The following is a 26418-nucleotide window of genomic DNA, read 5'->3' on the forward strand; positions in this document are numbered from 1 at the left end:
TGGGCGCGCCTGCTGCCGCTCATCCCTCGTGACGCGCGTTTGGAGAATCGCTGGAAGCGATGCGCTTATCGAGGAGGGCGAACCCGCGTGGGAGCTGTGGGAACGCCTGGCCGGCGCCAAACAGTACCCCAGCAAGCCCGACGGCAGCGGCCCGGTTGTCGCAGGCAAATTGCTGGCGCGCAAGCGTCCCCACCTCATCCCCATCTACGACATCCGCATCAAGCAGCTGTTCGAGCGACCGAAGGCGGACCACTCCTTCTGGACCGCGCTGACTGTGACCGAGAACTTTAGTTGGCGCATGAGAATTTCAGTTGGCACAACGGCGACCTCGTCCACCACTGACCGCGCAGTGCCCTGGCCATCGGGTACGCGTACCCGATGGCCAGGGCGTGCCTGCGGGTTGTGCCTGATCGAGTCAGGTCGCCAGGAACTTCTTTACGGCGCCGAGGGTTGCCGAGTCGGTGAGAAATGCCATGTGCCTCTCGCATGCCACAGCGTGGTTGGTGGCCCCGTTGAGTTTGGTGCTGGTGTAGGGGCTGATCATCCCGTCGCAGGGCGAGTACCAGGTGGCGTACTTGGTGTCGCCGGGGGTCTCGTCGCCGGAGTTGACGGTGGTCAGGAAGGACGAGCCGGGGAGCATCTCCTGACATGAGGCGTTGGTCTGGCAGGAAGAGGCGTTGTAGCTGCCGTGATTGGCGCCGGCCAGCGAGGCTACGTGCTTCACGTACGGCTGCCCGCCGAGCTTCTTGAGGTACCAACTCGTGACCATGCCGCCCATGGAATGGTTGACGATGTCGACCTTGCCGGCTCCGGTGGCGGCCCGTACCTGTTTCACGTAGTCGACCAGGCCCTCGGCGCTGGTCTTGTTGGACTGCGCCGAGGTGTACGTGTAGGTGAACAGATCATCGGCCGAGTAGCCGGCCGACTGGAATGACGACTTCGCGGTGCTCCAGTTGGCGGCGCTTCCGGCGTAGCCGTGTACGAAGACGACCGGGGTGTTCTCCGCGGCCTCGGCATGCGAGTCGGCCAGCACGCCGCCGGCGGTGAGTGCGCCCGCGAGGGCGAGGGCTATGAGTGCGGGTCGAAGGCGGCGTCCGGCGGAGGCATCAGGAGTGCGGCTCATGTCTGCTCCTTTGCTGGGGGATACGGACCGCATGAGGTGGCTCGTTGCGGTCCATCGCGGACGGAACGCTAGGTTCCCGCGTTACAGGAGGGTTACAGACGCATCAGAGCTGCGAGAGTTGCCAGAGGCGCAGGGCGAGGTGGACGTCGAGTACGCGGGTGCCGTCTCGCCAGTCGGCACCTAGCAGGCGGTCGAGCTTGTCCAGGCGCTGGCGCACGGTGTTCTGGTGCAGGTGGAGGCGGGCGGCGGTGGCGGCGACGCTGCGGTTGGCGTCCAGGTATGCCAGGGCGGTGGGCGCCATGGAGGTGCTGTGCTGGGTGTCGTAGGCAAGGGCCGGGCCGATGACGTCCTGCACGATGGCCTGGTGCAGGGTCGTGTCCTGCGCCCCGAGCACGAGCCCGACGCTGCCCAGCGTCGACTCCGTGGCCGCCTCGCCCTCCCGTCCGAGTACCCGCAGCGCTCGCGCGAGCCGGTGTGCCCTCTCGTGCGTTTCACGGACCGACGTGATGCCACGTCCGGGCCCCGCGCAACCGACCGTGGCTGCTACGTTCCGGCGCTCCAGCTCGGTGGAGATCTCGGCACCGAGCCGCAAGGGCGCTTCGGAGATCAGCAGGGCGCATACGTGCCCCCGGTGCGACGCGACGAGCCCGGCGCCGTCGGCTGACTCCTGAACGACGCGGGCGACGACCGCATGAGCGGTCTCCGGTCCTGGGGAATCGACGACCAGGACCGCCAGTGATGCGTCGTCGGTGATGCCGTACTCGGCGAGCTTTCGCCGCAGCGTGGGAGTGGAAGGGGCGGTCATGGTCTCGGCCAGCATGAGATCCAGGAGCTCGGACTGCTCGCGCGTCCCCGCCTCCGCGATCGCCTGATCGAACAACAGCTGGGCGATGAGGGTGGTAGCGGCTCTCTGCAGGATGAGCCGGTCGAGGGCGTGGACGGGGCCGGTGGTGCAGATCGCGCCCAGCACCTTGTCGCCCACCGCCGCAGCCATCACGGTCGTCGGCCCGGTCTCTGCCGTGGAGTGCTCCGGTCGGTCGGCCGGCCGGGTATTGCCCGTCACCGGCCCGCCGGACCGGCGGGACTCCTCCGCCAGCTCGCTCAGCCTCCGGGCGTCATGCCCGCTTACTGTCGACCCGGCGCGCAGCGCGTCGGCGGTCACCATGTGCACGTCGGTGCCGAGGATCGTCGCGAGCTCCGACTCGATGCGGCTCAGGCCCTCCATCGAGGACAGCGCGGAGACCAGGGACGCGTCGGCGCGCGCCAGCCGCTGCAGGTCCGTGACGTGACGCCGGCTCTCGGCCTCGGCATGACGTGCCTGATCGAGCGAGTGGTTGAGGCTCTCCACCAGTTGCGCGGTCTCGATGGCCACGGCGGCCAGCGAGGCCAGCGAGGCCAGCGTCGAGGCCTCGGCGTGCTCGTACGCACGGGTGTAGCGGTCCGCGACCAGGAGCGCGCCGATGACGCGGCCCTCGACGTGCAAGGGTGCGCCGAGGATCGCGTGCACTCCCTCGGCGCGGACCGTCTCATCGACGGACGGGATGTGGTGCAGGGTCTCGTCGGCCAGATAGTCGCGAGTGGCAGCGGGTACGTCCGAGTCGGCGACGGCACCGAGGACGCCGGTGCCGAACGGCATGCGCAAGGAGCGGTAGGCCGACGTGACCACGCCGTCAGTGGTGTGGATGTACGTCTCCTCCGTCTCGTAGTCATTGAGACTCAGGTAGGCCATGTCGGAGCCGACGAGCGTTCGGGCACTGCGCACGATCGTGCGGATCGCCGCCTCGCGGTCGCGCTTGGCCGTGATCTCCAGGGCCGTCTCGTAGATGGCATTCAGAAGGGCCTGCCGCGAGCGCGCCTCGGCGAGGGTGTGGCCGATCGTCCGTACCGCCTGCTGCGCCGCGGGGGAGAGCTGCCGGAGATCGTGGCCTGCCAGCAGAGCGTCGAGCGTCGCGGCGTCGTCCTCGCGGGCCAGCGCGGTCAGGACGGCCTCGACAGCGTGGCCGGGCAACGCTGCGGCGTGATCGTCGGACACAGGCAGAGCCTCCTTGATCGCCCGAGAACCACCCGCCGGTGATGGAGAAGGTTACAGCAATACGAACAGAGCATGGAGTTTTCTCCATAGCCCCGCTGGGGTGGCCCGGGGAAGCTGTGCGCAGGCATCGTCGCTGGTGACGGCGCCGGAAGCGCCACTGGCAGGAGCCGCACGATGAACGAAACAACCAACCCCCGTCAGATTCGAGGGGCCGTGCTGGAGTCATGCGACAACCGGCGCCCCTTCGCCACGAGCCGGCCGATCACCGTGTGCGATCTCCAGCTCTCCGGCCCCGGACCCGATGAGGTGCTCATCCGCATCGAAGCCGCCGGCGTGTGCCATTCGGACTTGTCCGTGGTGGACGGCAACAGGTGCCGGCCGACTCCGATGCTGCTCGGGCACGAATCCGCGGGCCGCATTGTCGAGGTCGGCGACAACGTCACCGACCTCAAGATCGGTCAGCGGGTCGTCATGGCCTTCCTGCCCCGCTGCGGGGAATGCCCAGGATGCCGCACCGAAGGCAAGATGCCCTGCACCGCCGGCAGCGCGGCGAACAATGCGGGCACGCTCCTCGGCGGCGGTATCCGGCTGTCCCGCGACGGCAAACCGGTCTCCCACCACCTGGGCGTCTCCGGCTTCGCCACGCACGCCACCGTGGACCGCAGGTCCGTAACCCCGGTCGACGACGATGTGCCTCCGGATGTCGCCGCACTGCTCGGTTGCGCGGTCCTCACCGGCGGCGGTGCCGTACTCAACGCGGTGCGCCCCGCGCCGGGACAGACCGTGGCGGTCGTCGGCCTCGGCGGCGTCGGCATGGCGGCGGTGCTCACCGCCATGTCCCTGGGCGCCGAAGTCGTGGGGGTCGACGCGGTCGAATCCAAACTGGAACTGGTGAGGTCGTTCGGCGTCGCGCAGGCACTCACCCCGGAACAGGCCACGGACCAGGGGCTTCGAGCGGACCTCGTCGTGGAAGCCGCAGGGCACCCCCGGGCGTTCGAGACCGCCGTCGCCATCACCGCGCCCGGGGGAGCCACGGTGATGGTCGGACTGCCCGGACCCGAGGCCCGCTCGTCCGTCTCGCCGCTCACGCTCACCGCGGAAGCCCGGACGATCGTGGGCAGTTACCTCGGCTCGGCCGTGCCGCAACGCGACATCCCGATCTACGCGCAACTGTGGCGCGAGGGCCGGCTTCCCGTGGACCGGCTCATCTCCTCCCGCATCCGCCTGGACGACATCAACGAGGCCATGGATCTGCTCGCCGGCGGATCCCAGCTGCGGCAAGTGATCGTGTTCGACGGCGACGAAACCGCTCCCGCCACCCCCGGCACCCGAAAGGACCGGGACGCCAAGTGACCACCCACCAACCGTTCTGGCTCGCCGGCCGCCCGGCGACCAGCCATGCCTGTCTCGACGTCACTTCTCCCTGGGACGGCCGTCTCGTCGGCAGGGTCGCCGTGCCGACCGAGTCCCAGGTCGAGGAGGCCGTCGCCGCCGCACACGCCGTCCGCGGCCCACTCGCCGCGACGCCGGCGCACGTGCGCGCCGCGGCGCTTGACCACGTCTGTCGCCGCCTGGCCGAACGCACCGAGGAAATCGCCCGGCTCATCTCCGCGGAGAACGGCAAACCGATCAAGTGGGCGCGCGGCGAGGTCGGCCGCGCCGTCTCGGTGTTCCGCCTCGCGGCCGAGGAGGCCCGCCGCTTCAACGGCGGCGAGACACAGCGCCTCGACACCGACGCCGGTGGCGTCGGCCGGCTGGCGCTGACCCGCCGCTTCCCCAAGGGCGCCGTACTGGGCATCGCGCCGTTCAACTTCCCGCTGAACCTGTGTGTCCACAAGGTCGCCCCGGCGATCGCCGTCGGCGCCCCGATCATCCTCAAGCCCGCCCCCGCCACGCCGCTGTCCGCCCTGGTCCTCGGTGAGCTGCTCGCCGAGACCGAGCTGCCGGCCGGCGCCTTCAGCGTGCTGCCCGTACCCAACGACCGGATGCCCGCACTCGTGAAGGACGAGCGCCTCCCGGTCATCTCCTTCACCGGATCCGACACGGTCGGCTACGCCATCCAGGCATCGGTGCCCACCAAGCACTGCACCCTCGAACTCGGCGGCAACGCCGCTGCCGTCGTCCTCGGCGACTGGTCCTCCGCAGCAGATCTCGACTGGGCCGCGTCCCGCATCGCCACCTTCGCCAACTACCAGGGCGGCCAGTCCTGCATCGCCGTGCAGCGAGTGATCGCCGATACCTCCGTCTACGACCGCCTCGTCGCGAGGGTGGTCGCGGCAGTCGAGGCGCAGGGCACCGGCGACCCGCTCGACGACGAGACGGACGTCGGCCCCCTGGTGAGCGAGGACGCTGCCAAACGCGTGGAGTCCTGGGTGAACGAGGCCGTCAACGCCGGCGCACAGCTGCTCACCGGCGGCGAGCGCGACGCGGCCACGTACGCCCCGACCGTGCTCGAGGGCCTCCCCACCGGCGTCACCCTTGCCTGCGAGGAGGTCTTCGGCCCGGTGCTGACGTTGCACAAGGTGAATGGCACGGACGAGGCTTTCGCGACCGTGAACGACTCGAAGTTCGGCCTGCAGGCCGGAGTCTTCACGCACGACGTGCACACGGCGTTCCGCGCCCACCGCGAACTCGAAGTGGGCGGCGTCATCGTCGGCGATGTGCCCTCCTACCGCGCGGACCAGATGCCGTACGGCGGGGTGAAGCAGTCGGGCGTCGGCCGCGAGGGCGTCCGCTTCGCCATGGACGACTACACCTACGAGCGCGTCATGGTGCTCACCGGCATCGCTCTCTGACCCGGACGGGTCGCACCCGGGCTGTAACGCTGGTGAAACGGGTGCCGCCGATCCTCAGCGTCGACCACGACGTGAGGAGGCACTGGTGGAGGACGGCGACGCCGAGCTGGTGTATACGACGGCTCCCGATGGGGCCAAGATCGCGGCCGAGGTCTTCGTGCCCGCGCGGCCCTGGGCGGCGACCCTGCTGCTGGTCCCAGGACTCGGATACGGGCCATGGAGCTTCGCTCCGCAGCGAGCCGACCTTGCCGCGGAGTACCGGCTGGTGCTGCTGCACAACCGCGGCACCGGCCAATCCGACGCCCCGCCTGGTCCGTATTCCATCGACACCATGGCCGACGGGGCGGCGGCCGTGCTGCGCTCGCTGGGCGCCCGCCGAGCCCACGTGGTGGGCACCTCGATGGGCGGGTACATCTCGCTGCAGCTCGCCTCGGCGCACCCTGACCTGGTGGCGTCGGTGGTCATGATCGCCAGTTCACCCGGTGGTCCCGGCGCGCTGCCGGTGCCCGAGGAAACGGCCACGCTGTGGCGCGACCACGCACAGCTGCCCGGGGATGAGTTCGCGCGGCAGACCATGCCGAACTCCTTCGCCCCAGGCTGGGTTGAGGAGCACCCCCGGGAGTACGCCGAGCTGCTGGCCGCCCGCCTGGCGTCGCCCGTACCGCCCGAAGCATGGGCAGCGCAGTCGGCGGCGGGCGAGGAATTCCTCACGCACGGGGTGCGGGGCGCGTGGCCGGACCAGCCGGTGACGGGGATCCACGGCACCGCCGACCGCGTCGTGCCGTTCGAAAACCTCGCCGCGCTCGGCCGCCGCCTCCCGCAGGCACACCTGACCGATCTCCAGGGCGCCGGCCACCTGTGCTGGCTCGAGCGCCCCGGCGACGTCAACGCGGTCATTCGCAGCCATCTCGCGAGCGTCGGCGCCGCAACCCCGGCGCTGTAACTACGGCGTAACGCCGCAGCCGCACGCTCGCCACCTCACCATTCGCAGGGATCTCAACGAGGAGAAGCACATGCCGTACGTCGAGGTGGCACCCGGTGTCCGGATGGCCTACGAGGACCGCGGCGAAGGCCGCCCCATTGTCTTCGTGCACGGCTGGGGCGGCAGCGGGGACGTCTGGGACTACCAGGTGCTCGACCTGGCCGACCGGTTCCGCGTGATCACCGTCGACCTGCGCGGCCACGGCGCGTCGGACAAGTCCTGGGGCGACTACGGCTACGCCACGTTCTGCGCCGACCTGGCCACGCTGATGCGCGAGCTGTCCCTTGAGGACGTCACCTTGGTGGGCTGGTCCATGGGCGGCCACATCGGCCTGAAGTTCGTGCAGACCATCGGCGCGCCGGTCACCCGGCTCGTCCTCACCGGGTCCGGTCCCCGCCTTCTGCAGGCGCCCGACGCCCCGTACGGCGGTGCCGCGGACAGCGCGCAGGCGCTGTGCGACGCCGTGCGCTTCAGCAGGGTGGAGACCATCCAGGGCCTGTACGGGCAGAACTTCCACCGCACCGACCTCGACCCGACCCGGGACTGGCTGATCCGCATCGGGCTCCAGGTGCCGGCGTTCGTAGGCCTCAAATCCTTCGAGGCGCTCCTGGACGAGGACCTGCGTCCCGGTCTTGCGGACATCACGATCCCCGTCGCCGTCTTCAGCGGCCGCCACGACCAGATCTGGGACCCCCAATGGTCAGAGGTGGTCGCCAAGGACATCCCCCGCGCGTCCCTCACCCATTTCGAGAACAGCGGCCATGTCGCGTTCATCGAGGAACGCGTCGCGTGGAACGCCGCTCTGGCCGACTTCATCACCGGCAACTGAGGCGCAACAGCCCAGCACGCCCGGTGCGCGATTCAGCCCACCCGCATGTCCCCGGCCGACCCCGGCCTTCCCCGAACAAGGAGCCGCACATGACCACCCAAGAGGCATCGGGCCCACCTACCCCCGCGAGTGAGCCCGAGCAGCTGTCCCGGCGCGCGCAGCGCAAGCTGCTCGCCGCCGGCCTGCTCGGCAGCTCGATCGAGTGGTACGACTTCTTCCTGTACGGCACCGCCGCCGCCCTCGTCTTCCCGCATGTGTTCTTCCCCCACTCCTCCGCGCTGATGGGGACGCTGCTGTCGTTCAGCACGTTCTGGGCGGGCTTCCTCGCCAGGCCGCTCGGCGGGGCGCTCGCCGGCCACTTCGGCGACCGGCACGGACGTAAACCGGTGGTCGTGGTCGCCCTGCTGGGCATGGGGCTGGCCACCTTCCTGATCGGCTGTCTGCCCGGCGCCGGCACCATCGGCGTGGCCGCGCCGCTGCTGCTGGTGGTGTTGCGGTTCGCGCAGGGCCTGGCGTGCGGCGGTCAGTGGGGCGGCATCGTGCTGCTGCTGACGGAGTCGGCGAGTCCCAAACGGCGCGGGTTCGCCGGGACCTTCGGGCAGATGGGCGTGCCGCTCGGCATCATCCTGGGCAATGCGGCCTTCCTGATCACCACCAAACTGACGTCCGACGACACCTTCTTGGGCTGGGGCTGGCGCGTCCCGTTCTTCTGCAGCGCCCTGCTGTTCCCCGTCGTCCTCTACATCCAGACCAAGGTCGAGGACACCCCGGAGTTCCAGCAGCTGCGGCGCAGCGCCGAACAAAGCGCCCGCCCGAAGGTGGCACAGGCCCCGCTGAAGGAAGCGATACGCGATCACTGGCGCGCGATCCTGCTCGGCTGCGGTCTGCTCGCGGCCACCAACAGCCTCTTCTACATCAGCAACACCGGCATCCTTGCCTACGCCACCGCCGAGCTCGGCATGGACCGCGAGCCACTGCTCACCGGGTCGCTGCCGAGTTCCCTGGTGGCGGGGGTGGCGACGCTCGCCGCGGGGGCCGCCTCCGACCGGTTCGGGCGGCGCCCCGTCATCATGGTGGGCGCCGTCGCGCTCGTCCTCTGGGCCTTCCCGTACTTCTGGCTGGTGGACACGGCACAACTGTGGCTGCTCCTTGCCGCCGTCACAGTCGGCGCGGTCTTCCAGGCCCTGACCTTCGGCCCGCTCGCGGCCTACCTCGGCGAGCTCTTCGCCCCCCGGGTGCGGCTCTCCGGCGCCTCGCTCGCCTACCAGCTCGCCGCGATCACCGTCAGCGGCGGCACACCGGTCCTCATGACGGCGCTCATCGCCCGGACCGGCGAGACCTGGCCGGTGTCCCTCTTCATCGCCGCGATGGCCCTGGTGACGACCTGGTGCACCTGGCGGCTGCGGGAGACCAACCCGGCTTCGGTACGACGTGATCCACAGGCAGTCCCCGGCGCTGACGCCGCAGGCACGCCGGGCACGGCACACCTCGCGGCCGCCCAGGGATAGGAGAAGGCCTCATGGCCGCGGAGCGGGCCTACGATGCGATGGTGACCGAGATCGTCCGTAACCCGGCTGCGGCCGCCTCGGCCGGTCGCGGCGCGGATCGCACGGCCCCGCGCCGCGGCCGCCTTCACCGCTGCGGCCGACGTGCCCCTGGTCTGCGTCGAGGCGGACGCCGGGTACGGCAAGACCACCTTCGTGGACGCCGTCACCGCCGACACGCACCGGGCCTGGTACGCCCTGACCCCCGCGGACCGGGATCCGCACACCTTCCTCGCCCACCTCACGGCCGCCGTCACGACCACGCCGACAGCAGCTGGAACGCCGGAATCTCCGCGCGGCAGCTGGTCCGCCCCGCTCGACCGCGCACTGGACCGGATCGACGAGTGGACCGCAGCGGGCGGGAGATACCTCGTCCTCGACGACTACCACGTCGTCCACGGCTCTCCGGTGGACGCGGTCGTCGGCCGGCTCCTGGACGTACTCCCGGCCACTGTCCAGATCGTCGCGACGTCGCGGACCCACCTCGACCCCGAGACCTGGGGAGGCCGGAACACCGGATACGACGCGGTACGCACCATCGACCGTGCCCTGCTGGCGTTCGACGACGACGAGACCCTCGCCTACCTTCGCTCGCGCTTCGGGGTCAGCCTGCCGCCCACAGTGATCGAGGTCCTGGTCGAGGAGACCGAGGGCTGGCCGATCGCGCTGTCCCTGCTCGGCCGCCGGCTTCACTGCGGCCATCACGACGCCGAGGAACTGCTCGCCGCGCTGCCCGCGGGCCGCGACGCCGCCTTCGACTTCCTCGGCAACCAGGTCTTCGCCGAGCAGCCCCTGGACGTGCAGCGATTCCTCCTCGACGTATCCATCCTGTCCCCGCTCACGCCCGGCGCCTGCGCGGCCGTGGCCAACACCACCGTGGCGGCGGCGGCACGCACGCTGCGCCGGATCGCGGCCGCAGGGCTGTTCTGCGCCGAAACGGACGCCGGCTCGTACCGGATGCACCACTTGTTCGGGCAGTTCCTCCGGAGCCGGATCGACCCCGCACGGCGGCGCGAACTGCACGCGGCCGCGGCCGGCCACCACCGCGGCCGCGGGGAGTACGAGCGGGCGGCCTCCCATGCCCTGGCAGCGCAGCAGCCCGAGGCCGCCGCGCGGGACGTGGCCGCGATCGCGGGGCAGTTGCTGACCAGCGGCCGTCACCTGACGCTCCTGGCGCTGACGGACGATCTCGGCTCCGCCCTGGACGCGCACCCGGCGCTGCTGGTCGCCCGCAGTCACGCGGTCCGTCTGAGCAGCCGGTTCGACGAGGCGATCGACCTCGCACACCGGGCCGGACAGCTCAGCGGCCCCGAGGGCGGCGCAGACCTCCGCGAGGCACTCGCGGCAGAGCTCGCCGTTCATCTCGACACCGTGCACCCCGCCCGCGCCGAGCAGGTCCTCGAGCGGCTCACGGCCGCGGTCCCGGACCAGCACGAGTTCATCGCGCAGCGCATCGAGAACGAGATCAACCACGGCCACCTCACGCACGCCGAGCAGCTCCTCGACGGTGCAGGTAATGCCCACGCACACGCCCTGCGCCCCCGGCTGCTCGTACGCCAGGGCCGGCTGCTGGAGGCCCGCAGCCTCCTCGAGCGGTACACCGGCGCCCACAACCGCATCCCGATGGTCCACCGCGAGAGCTCGGCCCTGCTCGCCTGGATTCACGCGCTCCTGGGACACACCGATCGGGCGGCCGAGCACGCCCGGACCGGAATCGACCTGGGACGCGACCTGCGCTCCCCCTTGCTCACCTGCGTCTCAACGGGTCGCCTGGGGCTGGCCCTCATCGCCGGCTCCGGCCCCACCGACGCCCGACAAGCCCACCAGCACCTCCTCGAAGCCCTGGAGAGCGCCGAGCGGCTCGGCATCGACCGTTTCCGGGCCGAGCCCCTGATGGGCCTGACGGTCCTCGCCGACCGGCTGGGCCAGCCCGAGGACACGTTGCGTTTCGGCCTCGACGCGATCGAGACCCTGGCCGCGGCCGGCGACCGCTACCTCGAGGCCATGGCCCGACTGGCACTCGGCGCCGCACTGGCGAGCCGGCACGACCCCACCGCCCGCGAATGGCTCGAGCAGGCCCAGAAGCAGGCGCTCGACTGCGGCGACGCGCTCATCCCGCTGCTCTGCGACCAGTGGCTGGCCGCGCTGGACCACGCCGAGGGCGACCGGACCGGATTCACGGCCCGGGCACAGGACGTCCTGGACCGCACGGTGACGCTGAACCTCACCGACATCTGGCTCACCCCCGGCTGGCTCGGAATCACGGACGACGCCGCCCGGCTGGCCTGGCTCGACGGCGCGCGGGCGGACGGTCACGCCGCCGCCCACGCGGGCTACCTGCGGGCGCGGATCGACCGCCCGACGGACGAGGCGGCCGCCCCTTCCCCAGCTCCGGAGCCGGCACTTCGCATCACGACGCTCAACGGATTCGCGGTCCGCCGCGGCGGCACCACCCTGACCGGGGAGTCCTTCAGCCGCCGCAAAGCGGTCGAGATCCTGCTCCTGCTGTGCGCGAGCGAGCGCCACTCCCAGAGCCGTTCGGAACTTCTCGACAAGCTGTGGCCGGAACTGCCACGCGACAAGGCGGCCGTCAGATTCCGGGTGGCCCTGCATTCACTGCACCATGTTCTCGAGCCCGACCGGGCGCCGCGCGAGCCCACTCGCCTGGTACGCACCTCCGCGGACCGGATCTGGCTCGACCCGGACAGCGTCCGCATCGACGCCGACGACTTCCGCACCGACGCCGACCGGCTGCTCGCCTCCGGAAAGTGCGACCTAAGCGGCGGGCAGCAGGTGCTGGGCGCCTATCAGCAGCCCTTCCTCCACGACTTTCCGGCCTTCGAGTGGGCGATTCCCGTACGGGACGAGCTGGCCGTCCGATTCCGCGAACTCACCCTGGCCACCGCGGAGTCGCTGCTGGAGGCCGGCGAACACATCGCGGCCATCGCCGCATGCCAACACCTCCTCGCCCACGACCCGTTCATCGAGCCCGCCCACGAACTCGTAGCGGCGTCCTACCTTGCCGCAGGCGACTCCGCCGCCGCCCACCGGGCCTTCCGCGAGTGCGAGCGGCTCTTCGAGGAGGAGCTCGGCATCAGGCCCACGTGGACGCTCGACAGCGATCCGGGGCAGTGGGGCGGCTAGCGAACCGGCCCTCAGCTCTGCGGTGTTCCGCCGTCCGCGGCAGGTAGGCGGTCGGCGAGCAGTTCGGCGAGATGCCTGCCGCGGCGGTCGGTGAGATGGCCGAGCTGGGTCCGGCAGGAGAAGCCGTCGGCCAGGACCACGCCGTCGCCGGGCAGTTCGCGCACCGCGGGCAGGAGAGCGTTTTCGGCGACCTTGACGGAGACGTCGTAATGACCGCGCTCGGCCCCGAAGTTGCCAGCGAGGCCGCAGCATCCGCCGACCGTGCGCACCGATGCGCCGGCCTCACGCAGCAGCCGTTCGTCGGTCTCCCAGCCCATGACGGCGTGATGGTGGCAGTGCGGCTGCGCGACGGCCTCGACGTCGTCAAGACGGGGTGGACTCCAGTCGGGGCGATGGTGCGCCAGTAGTTCGGCCAGCGTGTGGGTGGCCTGAGCGACCGCGGCTGCCCTCGTGTCGTCCGGACCCAGCAAGTGGGCGGCATCGGAGCGCAGCACCGAGGTGCAGGACGGCTCAAGGGAGACCTGGAGGGTGTCTTTATTGCCGTACGGCGGTTGACCTGGGCCTTTGTGATCGTCCAAGTGTGGGCATGATCAGTGATCGTGGGTCTGCGATCGCTCTACCTGATCTTCTGCCGACTACTGGGCTGCTTCCTATTGCTGGGCCGGTCGACCGCTGCGAACCATGCCGAGATCCTCGCGCTTCGTCATGAGGTCGCTGTGCTTCGTCGGCAGGTAGAGCGGCCGCGGCTCTCATGGGCTGATCGTGCCGTGCTTTCCGCTCTCGCGCGGCACCTGCCATCCGTCTTGCGCCGCCATCGACTGGTCACCCCGGGGACGCTGCTGGCCTGGCACCGCCGTCTGGTGCGCTGGAAGTGGCGCCAGACGGCAGTCGGACCTGGCCGGCCACCACTGTCGGAAGAGATTGCGGCGCTCATCCAGCGCCTGGCGCGAGAGAACCCCACCTGGGGGTACGTCAGGATCCAAGGCGAGCTTCGACGGCTCGGCCATCGGGTCGCCGCCGCCACGATCCGACGCGTTCTGCGCCGCTCCGGCATACCGCCCGCACCGCAGCGAGCATCTCAGCAGACCTGGCGTTCCTTCCTCCGTTCACAGGCCCACACGCTGCTCGCCTGCGACTTCATGCACGTAGAGACCGTCTTCCTCAGACGTCTCTATGTCTTCTTCGTCATGGAGATCGCTACCCGGCGCGTCCATGTCCTGGGTGTCACAGCCCACCCGACCGGTGCTTGGGTCGCCCAACTCGCCCGCAACCTGCTCATGGATCTCGAGGAGAGGGCTGGGTGCTTCCGGTTCCTCATCCGGGACCGGGACAGCAAGTTCACCGCCGCGTTCGACGCCGTCTTCGCGGGCAACGGCACAGCCGTCATACCGACTCCGCCGCAGAGCCCGCGGTCCAAACCTCGTGTTTCATACTGCGCCTCCTTGGGCTGATTCGATGGGTGTTTCGGTTGGTGCTGGTCGTGGGCCCGGTGGTCGTCCGATGCGGGGACGTTCGAGGTCGGGTGGTGGCGGGAAGTAGAAGTACTCGCCCTTGTCGTTGGCGACGCGGCCGGTCAGCAGGCCGCGGTTGCGCCAGGTCTTGACGGTGTTCAGGCCGATACCAAGTTGGCGGGAGATCTCGCGCAGGCTCAACATGCCTTGTTCTGCGAGTCGTTGGGGATGGCTGCGCAGGCCGTACTGGTCCCGGATCCGACGCACGATGGTGGGCTTGAGGGGCTGTCCGGTGCCGCTGACGTGGCCGCGCTCGGTGAGGATCTTCGCGATCTGGCCGTCGGTGTGGTCGTCGAGGAGTTCGTCGATGGCGGCGACGACGTCGGGCGGGGTCTGGCGGATCTGCCAGGAGGCGAGGGGGACGGGCACGGTCAGGCTGTGTTCCTGGCCGCCGGTGAGGCGGACGTGGGCGGTGATCTGTTCGGCACGGACCAGGGTTACGTCGGTGACCAGGAGTCTGACCAGGCGTTTTCGTTCCCGCATCGGAGTGTCGGGGTCGTTCCAGAGTTTGGGGAAGTCGGCGGCCAGGGCGGTGATCCGGGCTCGCTGGGCGTCGTCGAGGACGCCCGCGCCGTCGCTTTTGGCGTTCTCGTATGTTTCGCGGGCGGTGGCGAGCTCGCGCAGGGCGGTGTTCCAGTCGGCTTCCAGGCTGCCCGCGACGAGTCGGTTGTCGGGGTCGACGGCGAGGTAGCGGCGCCGGGCCAAGTCGGCCTGGTATTGGGCGCGTTCGACGCCAGCCGCCCGCAGTTTCTCGGCTTCGTCGGCGCGGGCGGCGAGCTCGTCGGCGACTGCGAGGGCGGCGGTGATCGCGTGCGGGGTCAGGGCTTTGATCAGAAGGTGGCTGACGGCGTTGTCGACGACGGCGCCGTGCACGCGCTGGCAGATCGGGTTGCCGTATTCGATGCCCTTGGCCTGGCAGACATACTCCGGCTCCAGACCGCCGCTGCGGTGGTGGTAGCGCACGGTCATGCGGCGCCCGCAGAGCCCGCACATCGTGATGCCTTGCAGCAGGGCCGGGCCCTCGCGTGCTGGTCCGTGGCGGCGGTCTTTGCCGTGGGCGACGGCGTTCGCGGTGAGCCGGACCTGGTTGGCCTCGTACTTGTCGAAGGAGATGTATCCGACGTGGGCGTCGGGGAACAGCGCGATCCACTGCTCACGCGGCTGCAGGGCCGGGCCGCTCTTCCCGCTGACACCGGTTTTGTGCTGGTGGCGGCCATAGGCGAAGGCCCCGGCATAGCGCGGGTTGTGCAGGATCTGCAGCACCCGCGAGTGCGCGATCGGCCCCCAGACGACCTTCCCCTTGTCCGGGCCGGACTGGATCCGTCGCGGCAGCTTCAGCCTTTGCCGGTTGAACTCCTTGACCACGCCGGTGGCCGAGCCGGTGTGTCGAACAGCGTGAACACGGTGCGGATCGCCTGCTGGATCGCGCTGTCGGGGTCGAGGACGACCTTGCTGGCGCCGTCGTAGACCAGGCCGATCGGCAGCGGCTGGATCAGCTCCCCGCGCCGGGCCTTCGACAGCTGACCGCCCCGCAGACGCGCCTTGAGCAGGTGCAATTCCGCCTCGGACATGGTCCCTTTGAGGCCGAGCAGCAGGCGGTCGTTGAAGTCGCAGGGGTCGTAGAGGCCGTCCTCGTCCAGGATCAGCGTCCCAGACATCGCGCAGATCTCCAGCAGCCGGTGCCAGTCGGTGTTGTTCCGCGCCAGCCGGGAGACCTCCAGGCCGAGGACGATCCCGGCGTGTCCCATTCCGACCTCGGTGACCAGCCGCTGGAAGCCCTCCCGGTCCGCGGCCGTGGCGCCGGACTGGCCCTGGTCGGTGTCGATGACGTGGATCCGGTCGGCCGGCCATCCCAGGGTGATGGCCCGCTCCTTGAGGCCGTACTGCCGCACCGTCGACTCGGTGTTGTTCAGGACCTGCTTGAGCGAGCTCTGCCGGATATACAGGTAGGCGTCTTTGGCGAGGTGGGCCGCGGTCACCTTGGCGGCCGGGCCGAACAGCTGGTCATTCATCGATGTTCCCGTGCATGTGCTGTCGTCGCAGGTCAAGGGCTATGCGCGTGGGCCAGGACTATCCGGGACCACACCCGGATGACCTCCGCATCGAGCGTGGTGGCCACCGCTTTGGCGGGTGGCGGGGCCGGGTTCCTCGGTGTTGCCGCGGCGGCCAGTGAGGCGGCCACCTTCAAAAACGCGACCATGCCCCGGGCGACGAGCACTCCCAGTCCATTGCGGCGCCCGCCGCGGCCGGCACTCTCGCGCAACCTCTCGTATTCGGCAACGCCCGCCGCGACGTCACCGCCAGGATGCCAGGCGGGATATGGGTGCGTCCTCACCGGCGCTTTCCGGCTCGCGCCGCCGGGACAACGCGCGCTCGACGGATCACGGGTGGACGGTGAAGCCGAACTCCTCGGCGATCCTTTCCGCGATGTCCTTCGAGGTCAGGCCCTCCTCGGCTGCCAGCCAGGCGTCGATGCGGTCCATGACGGTCGCGGTCAGCTTGACCGGGCCCTTCGGGCCCGGCTTGCCGGGAACCAGAGAGCCCGGGCCGCCGGCGTCCAGAACGGCAGCGATCTCATAGAACGCCTGGCGGCAGTAGCCGAAGGCACGGGCCGCCTGGGCGACGGGCACCTTGTCTACGCGGACGCGCCGCACCATCTCGTACTTGACCTGCACCACATCCCGCGGGTCGCAGAACGGCGAGGCCAGGAACACCGCGTCGGTCACCTTCTCCGGGTGCGGGTTGAGCGATCTGGATGCTGCCAGCATGGCCACCTTCGGATCCTCCGCCGCCCCTGTCATCACGCCCGCCTCCCCGGTCTTCGGCCGTGTCACCAGGTTCACGCCGACACGCAGCCTGGCCAAGACCACGAAGCAGGCGCGCGGAGGCAAACCAGCAGGTGACAAGTGCGCCGGCTGGCTACTTCCGCGCGCCGTCGATCAACCAGACTGTCCGGCCCGGCGTGGATCAGACGACGGTCGCGGCATCATCTTCCCGACGCCCGTACGCGAAGCGCGTCGAGCAGGTCAGCGACGGCCAGGAGATCCCCCACCCTGAACGCGCAGCGGCCCGCAGCCATCGCGACGAACGGATCAACGGGGTCGATGTCGGTCCAGGCCGCAGGCAGCGAGACCACCTCCCCGTTCTCGTCGACGAGGGCGACCCGGTCCTCATCCCACGCCAGCCGCCGGTCGACGAAGGTGAACTCCCGCCCAGCCCACGGGTGGAACGGGTGCGTGACCCGCACAACTCCGGCCCGACCGCTTCGATCGGGTGCAGTCGACGACTCGTGACAACGCGTTCGCCGAACGATGGATACGCACAGCCCGCGCAGAATGCACCGATCGCCTCCTCATCACCGGCGAACGACACCTCCGCACGGTCCTCACCACGTACAGCAAGCACTACAACGCGGGACGAGCTCACCGCGGCCTCGGCCTACGAGCACCTGACGACGACCCAAACGTCATCCTCCTGCCTGCTGCCACAGTCAGGCGCCGCCAAGTACTTGGCGGACTGATCAACGAGTACCACACCACGTCACCCCGTCTGCCTCACCATCCACAGGAAAGGCCCAGCTCAGCTGCCTGATCGCAATATTGACACCCTTCAGGGCTGACCGCATCCAGCTCACCTGCGGCGATGACTTTTCGAGCGGCACAGGATGCGCGCGGCGATATGGACGGGCAGGCCGCCGGTGACAGCCTCGGTGGCGAACATCCGGCGGAAGTCGTGCGGGGTGTAGCGCAGGGGCTCGCCGGCGGCGTCGCGCAGGCCGGTGGCCGCGAGGGTGCGGTCAAGGAGCCGCTTGATTGAGGTCTCGTTCATGACCTGTGCCTGCCAGTGGGGCCGCCGCTGGACCGGCGACGGCAACCTCGTCCGTGACAAGTCCGCACGCGACTTCCCGCCCAGACCGAGCCCGCCGAAGTCCTCGACGCCTCACCGCGAACCATGCACGGGATTGTCCGTCACAGGGGCGGCTCTTCCCACTGCTCCAGGAGGGGCTCCACTGTTCCAAGGGTGCCTGCTGCGCTGTCGTCAAGAGCCTGTTCGGTCCAGATCACCTTACCGTGCGGCGTGTAGCGGGTTCCCCAACGCTGCGCGAACTGGGCGACGAGGAACAGGCCGCGCCCGCCCTCGTCGGTGGTCTTGGCACTGCGCATATAAGGGGAGGTGCTGGAGCCGTCGGATACCTCGCAGATCACGGTGCGGTCGTACAGAAGGCGAACGGTGATGGGCTCGCTGCCGTAGCGGATGGCGTTGGTGACCAACTCGCTGAGGATCAGCTCGGTCGTGAAGGCGGACCCCTCCAGCCCCCAGTCGGCCAGCTGCCGGGTGACCCGGCTACGGATGGAGGCGACGGCGGCAGGGTCGGCGGGTACATCCCAGGTGGTGACCTGTGTGGAGGCGAGCATGCGGGTTCGGGCCATCAGCAGTGCGATGTCATCGCTCGGATCGTCGGGTACCAGCGCGTCCAGTACCGCCTGGCAGGTGTTGTCCATGCTGCGGTCCGGATGGCCTGCCAGGGCGCGGCCGAGGAGTTCGAGGCCCACGTCGATGTCGCGGTGCCGGTCTTCGACGAGGCCGTCGGTGAAGAGGGCGACTTGGCTGCCTTCGGCAAGCTGCAGTTCCACGGTCTCGAAGGGCAGACCTCCCAGGCCGAGGGGCAGGCCGACGGGCACATCGGGGAATTCCACGGCGCCGTCGGGATGGACGATGGCGGGTCCCGGGTGCCCGGCCCGGGCCACGGTGCAACGACCGGAGACCGGATCGTAGATGGCGTACAGACAGGTGGCTCCCGTGGCTCCCTCTCCCGCACTCTCGGTCGTCCGGTCCTGGTCGATTCTGGCGACCAGCTCGTCCAAGCGGACGAGGAGGTCGTCGGGGGCCAGGTCGAGGGCCGAGAAGTTGTGCACCGCGGTGCGCAGCCGCCCCATGGTGGCCGCTGCGTGCAGTCCGTGCCCGACAACGTCGCCGACCACGAGGGCGACCCGGGTGCCGGGCAGCGGGATGACGTCGAACCAGTCGCCGCCCACACCGGCCCGGGCGGGCAGGTACCGGTATGCCACTTCGAGAGCGTTCTGCTCGGGGATGCCGCCGGGGAGCAGACTGCGCTGCAGGGTGACGGCCATGGTGTGCTCTCGGGTGTAGCGGCGGGCATTGTCGATGCACACCGCCGCACGGGCGGCCAGCTCCTCGGCGAAGGACAGATCCTCCTCCCCGAAGAGCTCAGATTGCTCAGCGCGCCAGAAGTCGACCGCCCCCAGTACCACACCGCGGGCCTGCAACGGCACAGTGATCAGCGAGCGAACGCCATAGTCGAGGATCCTTTGGGTGCGTTCCGGGTCCTGAGCCTTCCAACCGGGCGCTGCATGCAGGTCGGCCTCAAGGGTCGGGTGGCCGCTCGCCATACCCAACGCAGTCGGCGCCGCGGGGACAAACCTGACAAGCTCACCCACCGGGTAGAACGGCGGATCATCCCGGATGCCGCAGAAGGCCGTGCGGCGCATCTCGCTGCTTGGCCCGACCGGCTCCTCACCGTGCAGAACGGGGTCAAGGAGCTCTACGGTGACGAAGTCGGCGAACCCAGGGACTGCCACCTCGGTCAGTTCCTCGGCAGTACGCACCACATCGAGGGTAGTGCCGATGCGCACACCAGCGTTGTAGAGCAGTTGAAGCCGCTGGCGGGCCTCCTCGGCCCGATCGGCGAGCGCATGCAGCTCGGTGGTGTCCCGCAGCGTCGTCACGCTCCCCGGCGGACCTCCTCGCCGGTCGGTCGGCCGAACATTGACCGCCAGCAGCCGGTCACCGGCTGGGCACACCTTGTCCGTGGCCTCACGACCGGAAAGCAGCAGCTGCGCGATGCCGGGAGCCAGGCTGAGGTCGGTGACCGGCCGTCCTTCCACATCCGCGGGCAGCGCTAGCAGCCGTCGAGCCTCGTCGTTGGCCAGCAGCAGCCGCCCGTCGCCCCGGACGATCAGCACCCCTTCGCGGACCGAGTGCAGTACGGCGTTGTGGTGGTCGTACATCCGTGTGATCTCGGCCGCGCCCAGGCCGTGCGTCTGCCGTCGCAGCCGCCGGCTCGCCAGTACAGAACTGCCCGAGGCGAGAAGGAGTGCACCCGCCGCCGAACCCAGCACCACCGGCAGCTGTTCTGCCACCATGGTGTTCACCCTCTTCATAGTGATCCCCGCCGAAACCAGGCCGACCAGCTTGCCATCCGGCCTGGTCACGGGCACAGAGGAGGTCATGCTGACGCCTGTGACCGTGGGGAAGCTTCTGATGAAGGGTCGATTGGCCCGCGCGGCCTTGAGGGTTTCCTCGTACGGGCCGACGATGTGCTCCCCGATCTTCTTCGGGTCGGGGTGCGTGTACCGGATCCCAGCTGTGTTCCACACCACGATGTAGTCGAGGTGGGCGTCCTTCCGGGCAGCCTCGGCAAGCGGTTGCAGCACCGCCGTGGGATTCCGGCCGGCCAGGGCCTCGATCATGCCAGGCGAGTGGGCGAAAGCCTCGGCTGCGGCGAGTGTTCGGTCACGAGCATCCCGGGTGCTCTCGCGCTGGGCCTGCAGCACAAGAGCTGCTACCGCGGCGGCGACGAGCAGGACGATGAGAATAACCTGCAGGACCAGCATCTGGCTCGCGACGCTGCGCGTGTCAAGCAGGGAGCGAAGACAACGGGTCGCTGAGCGTCCTGGTGGTGAAGTAAGGCTTTTTCTGCGCTGAGTAAATGAGCGGAAAATTGCTCCCATATTGTAGTCTTACCACTGTCTCCCCGCTTTTCATGGATACTGCTGATACTAGCCGAATGCTCTTGGATGTCGCGGAGCAGCACTCCCGGGCGGGTAAGGGTGTGATGTGGCAAGCTTCCGACAAGCATCGGGGCGGTGCACCACTGAGTCAGGTTGCTCGGTCTCCTTTCGCGACGGGAACAACAACTTCTCAAATACCTGGTGGGCCCCTGACGGGTGTCTTTATTGTCATACGCTGGTTGACCTGGGGCTTTGCGGCCGTCCAAGGATGGGAATGAGCAGTGACCGTAGGTCTGTGACTGCTCTGCCTGACATCGGCTGGTCACCCCGGGCACCCTGCTGAACTTTTCTCCGTGCCAGGCCCACATCCTGCTCGCCTGCGACTTCATGCACGTGGAGACCGTCTTCCTCAAACGTCTCTGCGTCGTGTTCGTCATGGAGATCGCTACCCGGCGCGTCCATGTCCTGGGCGTCACCGCCCGCCCCACCGGTGCATGGGTCGCCCAACTCGCCCGCAACCTGCTCGTGCACCTCGGCGACAGGGCTGGGTGCTTCCGGTTCCTCATCAGTCGTGACCGGCACAGCAATTTCACTGGCGCATTCGGCGCCGTCTTCGCCGACAACGGCACAGCGGTCATCCCGACCCCGCCGCAAAGCCCACGGTCCAACCCATTCGCCGAACAATGGATACGCACAGCCCGCACCGAATGCGCCGACCGAATCCATCGAGGACTCGGTGTGAGGCGACTGGAGCGGCACTCCTCTCCTGCGTGCGGCACGGCCCGTTGGGCCCTCGCGACGAGCCCGTTGTGCCTTCGAGGTGGCCACCGATCGGCTTGCTCAAGTACGAGAGCATCGCGCGCAGCCGGGGCGGATCGGGTGGAAGAGCACCTTGGTGACAGCTGGGCGAGCGGCTGTCGGGAGTGGTACAGGGGAGGACGGCGAGTTGCCGGTAGGTGGCGTGCCACTGGCGCGGGGACGGGGCATGTCCGGCTCGCACGGTCGCACTGGCTGCCGGGTGCGGTGGAGCACCCGGCAGCCGTCGGGGGTGTCAGCGCGGTGCGGACGTCGAGTCGGCGGCGTCCATCACGTCGCCCAGGTCGACGAACTTGAAGCCGGTCGCCGTGCGGGTGCCGCCCTCGCCATCGGGGACCTCGGGGGTCTCGTGGCCGTCTTGGACGACCAGCATGCCGTTCGGGTAGCGGCTGCCCAGCGGGGCGTTCAGGACGGCGGCGCCGTCGCACTCCTCCGACCCGTCGAGGGTCGCGGAGGCCGCGCCGACGCGGAAACCGCCCTCGTACTCGTTGTCCTCGCTCACCTCACGGTCGTACAGGGCGAAGGTGTTCTCGCCCTGGCTGGAGGCGAAGAGGTAGCCGTCGCCGTCGGACTCCTGGAACAGGGTCAGGCCCTCGACGTCCGCGGTCAGCCGCTCGCCGCCGAAACCGGGGTCGGCGCCGGCCGTGCACTCTTGGGTGGTCTTGTCGTAGACACCGGGGATGCCGTACTCGCGGACCTTCTCCACCAGGACCGGCTTGTCGGTCAGGTCGGCGCGCAGCCGCCAGATACCGACGTCCTCCTGGCCTGTGTAGAGGGTGCCGGTGGCGGGGTCCACCACCATGCCCTCGACCTGGGGGAGTTCACCGGGTTCGGCGCAGGGGGACCAGGTGGCGCCGTCGGGCAGACGGAATGATGCCGGAAGGTCGCGGGTGCGGACCTTGCGGTAGTCGACGGTGCCCCGCGCGGTCGGGGTCAGTTCGACGAGGGCGAGCCGGGTCCGCTCCCGCTGGCTGACCAGGGCGTAGGAGCGGCCGGTGGCCTTGTCCTGCCAGGTGGCGAGGCCGTACGCGGTGCGCTGGTCGTTGATCTCGGCCTGGTCGGCGGAGAAGACCGGGACGGCGGCCGGGTCGGTTATGTCGGTCAGTGGGGCGCCCGGCTTGGACGGGTCGATGCGGTAGATCCGCAGCCGGTCGTTGCCCCGGTCGCTGACCACGGCCACGTCGGCCCGGCCGGTGGGTGTTTTCAGACCGGTGACGAGGTCGACGTTGTTGAACCGGCCCGGGGCGTCGTCCTGGGCCGGCGGACGCGGCGCGGGCAGCGACTGCACCAGGCGGGCGTCCAGGCCGTACACGCGCAGGCCGCCTTCCTTGGCGGTCGCGATGACGAGGCTGCGGTCGGGGTCGGCCGCGTTGCGCCAGATCGCGGGGTCGTCCGCGTCGGAGTTGCCGCCCGCCTCGTCGTCGTAGAGTGCAGGGGTCTCGCTGGTCGGGGTGACCGTCGGCAGGCCCTCGTCGTCGGCCCCAGCCGGGGTGGCGGTCAGGAGGGCGAGCAGGACTGAACCCAGGGCGAGGGCGGCGGCCGTACGCGGAGTGCAATGCGTTCTCACAAGCGCTCCCTTGGTCGGTGTCGACATGCCAATCTTGCGTGGAGAACTTGGCCTTGAGGGGACCGTGACCTGTACACGTGGTCACAAAAGAGACGACCGCACACCAACTGCCGTTCAGTACTGTACGGTACGGCCGCCGCGTGATGTCGTATCGGAGCCCTGTCGGAGCCCTGTCGGAGCCCGTGGACGACCCGCTCCAGAGCGCGGGCAACCGCCCCGCCACGGCCGGCAGGGTGAGGTTGCTCCAGGCGCGCAGCGGCCATTCCACGGGCCCGTACGGATGTCGGCGCGGCCACCAGCGGCATCAGGTCGTCCGGAGGACGAACAGCGTCAGTGTGGTCACGGCGACCCAGACCGGTGCGACGCGGCCGACGAACGCGGTGCCGTAGCCGGCGAACAGCAGCGCACCCACCAGGGACTGGGCCAGGTAGTTGATGAGGGTCATGCGTCCGGCAGGGGCCAGGGCCGCGGTCGTCACACGGGCGTGGCGGCCGGTGGCGAGCCGCAGGACGGTCGTCGCGTATGCGGCAGCCAACGCCGGGATGCTCTGCCCTTCTGAGGCACCGTTGGGTTTTCGGCTAGCCGGTGACCGGCGGTCCACCCCCTTCCGGTCGAGGATCGGCCCAACTGCTGCCGGACGGTTTGCAGGCTGCGGTGTCCCGGCCGCCGCCGGAGACCGGACATCCGGGCCGGCCCCGGCCTGCGTGGCGATGTCCGAGAGCTGGCGATACACCAATGCCGCCAACAACTGCGCGGACACCGTGGGTGTGATGGTCGTCTACCAGGACGGCGCGACCGGCCTGTGCTCCACGCTCCCGCCGGGCGCGTACAGGACGGTCGGAGAGGGATACCTCGGCCGACACGGTCACTCCGGCCACCTGGCGGTCTGCGAGCCGTCCTGAGTCCGATGCGCCGGATCACGGAGGCTGCTCGTCCCACCGCCGGTCGGTGCGCGGCACTGTCTCCAGGTCGCCGAGCCGGTCCGGGCCCTTGGCCAGAGGTGGGAGACGAGTGGGAGAAACCGTGAGCAACGTCGAATGTCGTCTCGCGGCCCAGGTCGAACCTCAGAAGGGCGCCTACCGGGCATCACGACCTGGTCAGGAGCCCTTTCTCCGTTGGACGGAGTCGCTGGCCCGAGGGTACTGGGCTGCTTCCTCTTGTGGGGCCGGTCGACCGCCGCGAACAACGCCGAGATCCTCGCGCTTCGCCATGAGGTCGCTGCGCTGCGCCGACAGATCGAGCGGCCGCAGCTCTCATGGGCTGACCGTGCCGTGCTCTCCGCTCTCGCCCGGCACCTGCCATGCGCCTTACGCCGCCGTCAGCTGGTCACCCCAGGTACGCTGCTGACCTGGTACTGGCGTCTGGTGACAGCAATTTCACCGCCGCATTCGACGCCGTCTCCGCCGGCAACGGCACAGCGGTTCTCAGCCGCCGGCATTCCGCCGCCGTAACCGTGAGCGGACGCCGCCGTCGACCTCTTCCTTCATTCGCCGGTCACGGCTACGCCCCCCTCGGGCGGTTCGCTGCTGTCGAAATAGACGACCAGCGTCTGTTCCATCTGTTCGGCAAGGTGAAAAGCGGTGTACACATAGTCGATCGCTCCTCGTTGCGGGTGCCGTAGCCGTTTCCGACCGCTGTGCCGGGCCTGCACCTCGTACTGGGGCCACCAGTCCCGCACTTCCGGGCTGCCCTCGCTCAGTTCCTCGATCAGTCGGGTGTACCGCGGGTCGCCGGAATGGCGTACGGCTAGCGTCCGAAGTCGGCCGAGCAAGCCGCGTGCCTCGGGTTCCCAATCGATCAGAACGTCCCGGGCCACCGGCTCGAGAAACACCCAGCGGACGAAGTTGGCCGGCCGGTCCGCCTCGGTGATGAGCCTCGGGAACAACTCGTCGGCCGCCTGGTTGTGGCTAAGGACGTCATAGTTGCCGCCGATGATGTACGCCGGGTTCGGCTGGAGCAACAGGGGGACGGCACCCACCTCGGCCGTTAGTGGCTCGCCTTCCTCGGCTTCGGCCGCAGGCGCGTGACCGGCAAGATGAAGAAGATGATCGCGCTCGTGCCGGTCGAGCCGCAGCGCCGCCGCGAGTGCGTTGAGCACCTGTTCGGAGACGCGGATCTCCCGTCCCTGCTCCAGGTACGTGTACCAGGTGGCGCTGATCCCGGCCAGCAGCGCCAGTTCCTCTCGGCGAAGTCCCGGAGTGCGACGGCGACCAGTCTGGGGCAGGCCCACCTCGTCAGGGGTCAGGCGCTCTCTCCGGCTGCGCAGGAACTCACTCAGCTGACGGCGTTGGTCCGGCTGCGTAGGCATGACGGCAGTACTTTCAGTTCCAGAATAAATACGGTCTGGATACCAGGCTAATGTCCCCGGAGACTGGTGTGCGAGCACGGGCCGCGGCACTGCCGACGGCCTCACACGGTCACACCGGCACCCGGCGGCCCAGTGCGCAGCGGCTTCCGGACGCTTCTCCAGGACCCGCTGCCGCTCGGCACCCCGGCCCCGGTACCGAGAACGGAGAGGACAACTTCATGTCCGAAATCAACGGCAAAGTGGTGGCGATCACCGGAGCCAGCAGCGGCATCGGTGAGGCAACCGCGCTGCTGCTCGCCGAACGCGGCGCGCGACTCGTCCTCGGCGCACGCCGGTCCGAACGGCTGGCGGAACTGGTGGCCCGGATCGAGAAGGCGGGTGGCGCAGCCGTGCAGATCCGCACCGACGTGACCAGGCGGGACAACCTGCAAGCTCTGGTCGCGCTGGCCGGTGAGCGATTCGGCCGACTCGACGTACTCGTCAGCAATGCCGGAGTCGGCACGATCTCGCCTCTCGACGATCTGCGCGTCGACGAGTGGGACCATATGGTCGACGTCAACGTGAAGGGCGTGCTGCACGGGATCGGCGCCGCGTTGCCGGTCTTCCGTGCGCAGGGCACCGGCCACTTCATCACCACCGCCTCCACGGCGGCGTTTCGCATCGTGCCGACCATGGCCGTCTACGCGGGCACCAAGTTCGCGGTCCGTGCCATCTGCGAAGGACTGCGCCAGGAAGCCGGCGACTCCCTGCGGGTGACCACCGTCTCACCCGGCCCAATTGCGACCGACTTCGCCGAGGCGTCAACCAACAGCCAGGTCAGAGCAGAGATCACGAAGATGCGGGACCGCATCGCGATCCCGCCCGACGCCATCGCCCGGGCCATCGCTTTCGCGATCGAACAGCCTGCCACGGTCGACGTGAACGAGATCGTCGTCCGGCCCACGGCCCAGAGCTGACCTCCCCGCCCTTCCGGTGCGGACACCCGCACCCGAGGGGCTGCTCTACGCGGTCACAC

21 protein-coding genes and 2 pseudogenes are annotated in these 26418 nt (G+C 69.4%); 11 read left to right on the forward strand and 12 right to left on the reverse strand.

Annotated elements, in window-relative coordinates:
• Nucleotides 1-28: 28 nt before the first annotated feature.
• Nucleotides 29-214 (forward strand): annotated as a pseudogene (locus NQU54_RS49800) (DUF6308 family protein); the annotation flags it as partial.
• A 201-nt stretch (nucleotides 215-415) separates the two neighbouring features.
• Here the strand turns inward: NQU54_RS49800 and NQU54_RS23765 are convergent.
• Nucleotides 416-1123: an esterase/lipase family protein gene (locus NQU54_RS23765; protein WP_257632866.1), complete on the reverse strand. Its 708-nt coding sequence runs from the start codon at nucleotides 1121-1123 to the stop codon at nucleotides 416-418.
• Nucleotides 1124-1226: 103 nt separating this feature from the next.
• Nucleotides 1227-3155 carry a helix-turn-helix domain-containing protein gene (locus NQU54_RS23770; RefSeq protein WP_257632867.1) on the reverse strand — a complete coding sequence of 643 codons (1929 nt, stop codon included), beginning with the start codon at nucleotides 3153-3155 and terminating at the stop codon, nucleotides 1227-1229.
• Between the two features lie 174 nt (nucleotides 3156-3329).
• Between NQU54_RS23770 and NQU54_RS23775 the strand changes: the two genes are divergently transcribed.
• From NQU54_RS23775 to NQU54_RS23800, 6 genes are all read left to right on the forward strand, one after another.
• Nucleotides 3330-4508, forward strand: coding sequence for an alcohol dehydrogenase catalytic domain-containing protein (locus tag NQU54_RS23775; protein ID WP_257632868.1), 1179 nt, complete (start codon nucleotides 3330-3332; stop codon nucleotides 4506-4508).
• Nucleotides 4505-5950 carry an aldehyde dehydrogenase family protein gene (locus NQU54_RS23780; RefSeq protein ID WP_257632869.1) on the forward strand — a complete coding sequence of 482 codons (1446 nt, stop codon included), beginning with the start codon at nucleotides 4505-4507 and terminating at the stop codon, nucleotides 5948-5950. Before NQU54_RS23775 ends, NQU54_RS23780 begins: the two co-directional genes overlap by 4 nt.
• Before the next feature lie 85 nt (nucleotides 5951-6035).
• A complete protein-coding gene (locus NQU54_RS23785; protein ID WP_257632870.1) occupies nucleotides 6036-6893 on the forward strand; it encodes an alpha/beta fold hydrolase in 858 nt (285 codons plus the stop codon).
• 70 nt (nucleotides 6894-6963) lie between these two features.
• On the forward strand, nucleotides 6964-7761 hold the full coding sequence (locus tag NQU54_RS23790; protein ID WP_257632871.1) for an alpha/beta fold hydrolase: 798 nt from the start codon (nucleotides 6964-6966) through the stop codon (nucleotides 7759-7761).
• 89 nt (nucleotides 7762-7850) lie between these two features.
• The gene (locus NQU54_RS23795; protein ID WP_257632872.1) at nucleotides 7851-9269 is read left to right on the forward strand and encodes an MFS transporter; all 1419 of its coding nucleotides are present in this window, start codon (nucleotides 7851-7853) and stop codon (nucleotides 9267-9269) included.
• 141 nt (nucleotides 9270-9410) lie between these two features.
• A complete protein-coding gene (locus NQU54_RS23800) occupies nucleotides 9411-12449 on the forward strand; it encodes a winged helix-turn-helix domain-containing protein (RefSeq protein WP_257632873.1) in 3039 nt (1012 codons plus the stop codon).
• A gap of 11 nt (nucleotides 12450-12460) precedes the next feature.
• Here the strand turns inward: NQU54_RS23800 and NQU54_RS23805 are convergent, their stop codons facing one another.
• On the reverse strand, nucleotides 12461-13027 hold the full coding sequence (locus NQU54_RS23805; RefSeq protein ID WP_257632874.1) for a (Fe-S)-binding protein: 567 nt from the start codon (nucleotides 13025-13027) through the stop codon (nucleotides 12461-12463).
• 21 nt (nucleotides 13028-13048) lie between these two features.
• Here NQU54_RS23805 and NQU54_RS23810 point away from each other — a divergent pair.
• A pseudogene (locus tag NQU54_RS23810) lies at nucleotides 13049-13864 on the forward strand (IS3 family transposase); the annotation flags it as partial.
• A gap of 12 nt (nucleotides 13865-13876) precedes the next feature.
• Here the strand turns inward: NQU54_RS23810 and NQU54_RS23815 are convergent.
• The 4 genes from NQU54_RS23815 to NQU54_RS23830 all read right to left on the reverse strand — a co-directional run bounded on the left by NQU54_RS23815 (nucleotide 13877) and on the right by NQU54_RS23830 (nucleotide 17207).
• Nucleotides 13877-15325 (reverse strand): recombinase family protein, encoded by a 1449-nt coding sequence (locus tag NQU54_RS23815; protein WP_257632876.1) that lies wholly within the window; start codon nucleotides 15323-15325, stop codon nucleotides 13877-13879.
• Complete coding sequence (locus tag NQU54_RS23820; protein WP_257632877.1) at nucleotides 15295-15972, reverse strand: recombinase family protein; 678 nt, start codon at nucleotides 15970-15972, stop codon at nucleotides 15295-15297. The genes NQU54_RS23815 and NQU54_RS23820 overlap by 31 nt, the downstream gene beginning before the upstream one ends.
• A 369-nt stretch (nucleotides 15973-16341) precedes the next feature.
• Nucleotides 16342-16728: a helix-turn-helix domain-containing protein gene (locus NQU54_RS23825; RefSeq protein ID WP_257632878.1), complete on the reverse strand. Its 387-nt coding sequence runs from the start codon at nucleotides 16726-16728 to the stop codon at nucleotides 16342-16344.
• 218 nt (nucleotides 16729-16946) lie between these two features.
• Complete coding sequence (locus NQU54_RS23830; RefSeq protein ID WP_257632879.1) at nucleotides 16947-17207, reverse strand: DUF5372 family protein; 261 nt, start codon at nucleotides 17205-17207, stop codon at nucleotides 16947-16949.
• 26 nt (nucleotides 17208-17233) lie between these two features.
• Between NQU54_RS23830 and NQU54_RS23835 the strand changes: the two genes are divergently transcribed.
• Nucleotides 17234-17551: an integrase core domain-containing protein gene (locus tag NQU54_RS23835; protein ID WP_257632880.1), complete on the forward strand. Its 318-nt coding sequence runs from the start codon at nucleotides 17234-17236 to the stop codon at nucleotides 17549-17551.
• Between the two features lie 39 nt (nucleotides 17552-17590).
• Here NQU54_RS23835 and NQU54_RS23840 read toward each other — a convergent pair whose 3' ends face one another.
• From NQU54_RS23840 to NQU54_RS23855, 4 genes are all read right to left on the reverse strand, one after another.
• Nucleotides 17591-17788: a hypothetical protein gene (locus tag NQU54_RS23840; protein WP_257632881.1), complete on the reverse strand. Its 198-nt coding sequence runs from the start codon at nucleotides 17786-17788 to the stop codon at nucleotides 17591-17593.
• A gap of 140 nt (nucleotides 17789-17928) precedes the next feature.
• A complete protein-coding gene (locus NQU54_RS23845; RefSeq protein ID WP_372506003.1) occupies nucleotides 17929-20712 on the reverse strand; it encodes a SpoIIE family protein phosphatase in 2784 nt (927 codons plus the stop codon).
• Between the two features lie 1051 nt (nucleotides 20713-21763).
• Nucleotides 21764-23095 carry a phytase gene (locus tag NQU54_RS23850; RefSeq protein WP_257632882.1) on the reverse strand — a complete coding sequence of 444 codons (1332 nt, stop codon included), beginning with the start codon at nucleotides 23093-23095 and terminating at the stop codon, nucleotides 21764-21766.
• 304 nt (nucleotides 23096-23399) lie between these two features.
• The gene (locus NQU54_RS23855) at nucleotides 23400-23630 is read right to left on the reverse strand and encodes a DUF418 domain-containing protein (RefSeq protein ID WP_257632883.1); all 231 of its coding nucleotides are present in this window, start codon (nucleotides 23628-23630) and stop codon (nucleotides 23400-23402) included.
• Between the two features lie 7 nt (nucleotides 23631-23637).
• Between NQU54_RS23855 and NQU54_RS23860 the strand changes: the two genes are divergently transcribed.
• Nucleotides 23638-23997, forward strand: a complete 360-nt coding sequence (locus NQU54_RS23860; protein WP_257632884.1) for an alpha-amylase inhibitor — start codon at nucleotides 23638-23640, stop codon at nucleotides 23995-23997.
• Between the two features lie 581 nt (nucleotides 23998-24578).
• On the opposite strand, the gene NQU54_RS23865 is transcribed toward NQU54_RS23860, so the two are convergent.
• Nucleotides 24579-25403: a helix-turn-helix transcriptional regulator gene (locus NQU54_RS23865; protein ID WP_257632885.1), complete on the reverse strand. Its 825-nt coding sequence runs from the start codon at nucleotides 25401-25403 to the stop codon at nucleotides 24579-24581.
• A 218-nt stretch (nucleotides 25404-25621) separates the two neighbouring features.
• Between NQU54_RS23865 and NQU54_RS23870 the strand changes: the two genes are divergently transcribed.
• Nucleotides 25622-26359, forward strand: coding sequence for an SDR family oxidoreductase (locus NQU54_RS23870; RefSeq protein WP_257632886.1), 738 nt, complete (start codon nucleotides 25622-25624; stop codon nucleotides 26357-26359).
• The last annotated feature ends 59 nt before the right edge of the window (nucleotides 26360-26418 follow it).

The sequence above is a fragment of the Streptomyces malaysiensis subsp. samsunensis genome, from assembly GCF_024519315.1.
In the GTDB taxonomy this organism is placed as follows: domain Bacteria; phylum Actinomycetota; class Actinomycetes; order Streptomycetales; family Streptomycetaceae; genus Streptomyces; species Streptomyces malaysiensis.

Bases quoted from the DNA above. Each gene is read 5' to 3' on its own strand.
- NQU54_RS23870 (WP_257632886.1), top strand. From the start codon at position 25,622: ATGTCCGAAATCAACGGCAAAGTGGTGGCGATCACCGGAGCCAGCAGC.
- NQU54_RS23795 (WP_257632872.1), top strand. From the start codon at position 7,851: ATGACCACCCAAGAGGCATCGGGCCCACCTACCCCCGCGAGTGAGCCC.
- NQU54_RS23765 (WP_257632866.1), bottom strand. From the start codon at position 1,123: ATGAGCCGCACTCCTGATGCCTCCGCCGGACGCCGCCTTCGACCCGCA.
- NQU54_RS23825 (WP_257632878.1), bottom strand. From the start codon at position 16,728: ATGCTGGCAGCATCCAGATCGCTCAACCCGCACCCGGAGAAGGTGACC.
- NQU54_RS23845 (WP_372506003.1), bottom strand. From the start codon at position 20,712: ATGGGAGCAATTTTCCGCTCATTTACTCAGCGCAGAAAAAGCCTTACT.
- NQU54_RS23775 (WP_257632868.1), top strand. From the start codon at position 3,330: ATGAACGAAACAACCAACCCCCGTCAGATTCGAGGGGCCGTGCTGGAG.
- NQU54_RS23860 (WP_257632884.1), top strand. From the start codon at position 23,638: ATGCTCTGCCCTTCTGAGGCACCGTTGGGTTTTCGGCTAGCCGGTGAC.
- NQU54_RS23840 (WP_257632881.1), bottom strand. From the start codon at position 17,788: ATGAACGAGACCTCAATCAAGCGGCTCCTTGACCGCACCCTCGCGGCC.
- NQU54_RS23865 (WP_257632885.1), bottom strand. From the start codon at position 25,403: ATGCCTACGCAGCCGGACCAACGCCGTCAGCTGAGTGAGTTCCTGCGC.
- NQU54_RS23790 (WP_257632871.1), top strand. From the start codon at position 6,964: ATGCCGTACGTCGAGGTGGCACCCGGTGTCCGGATGGCCTACGAGGAC.
- NQU54_RS23820 (WP_257632877.1), bottom strand. From the start codon at position 15,972: ATGAATGACCAGCTGTTCGGCCCGGCCGCCAAGGTGACCGCGGCCCAC.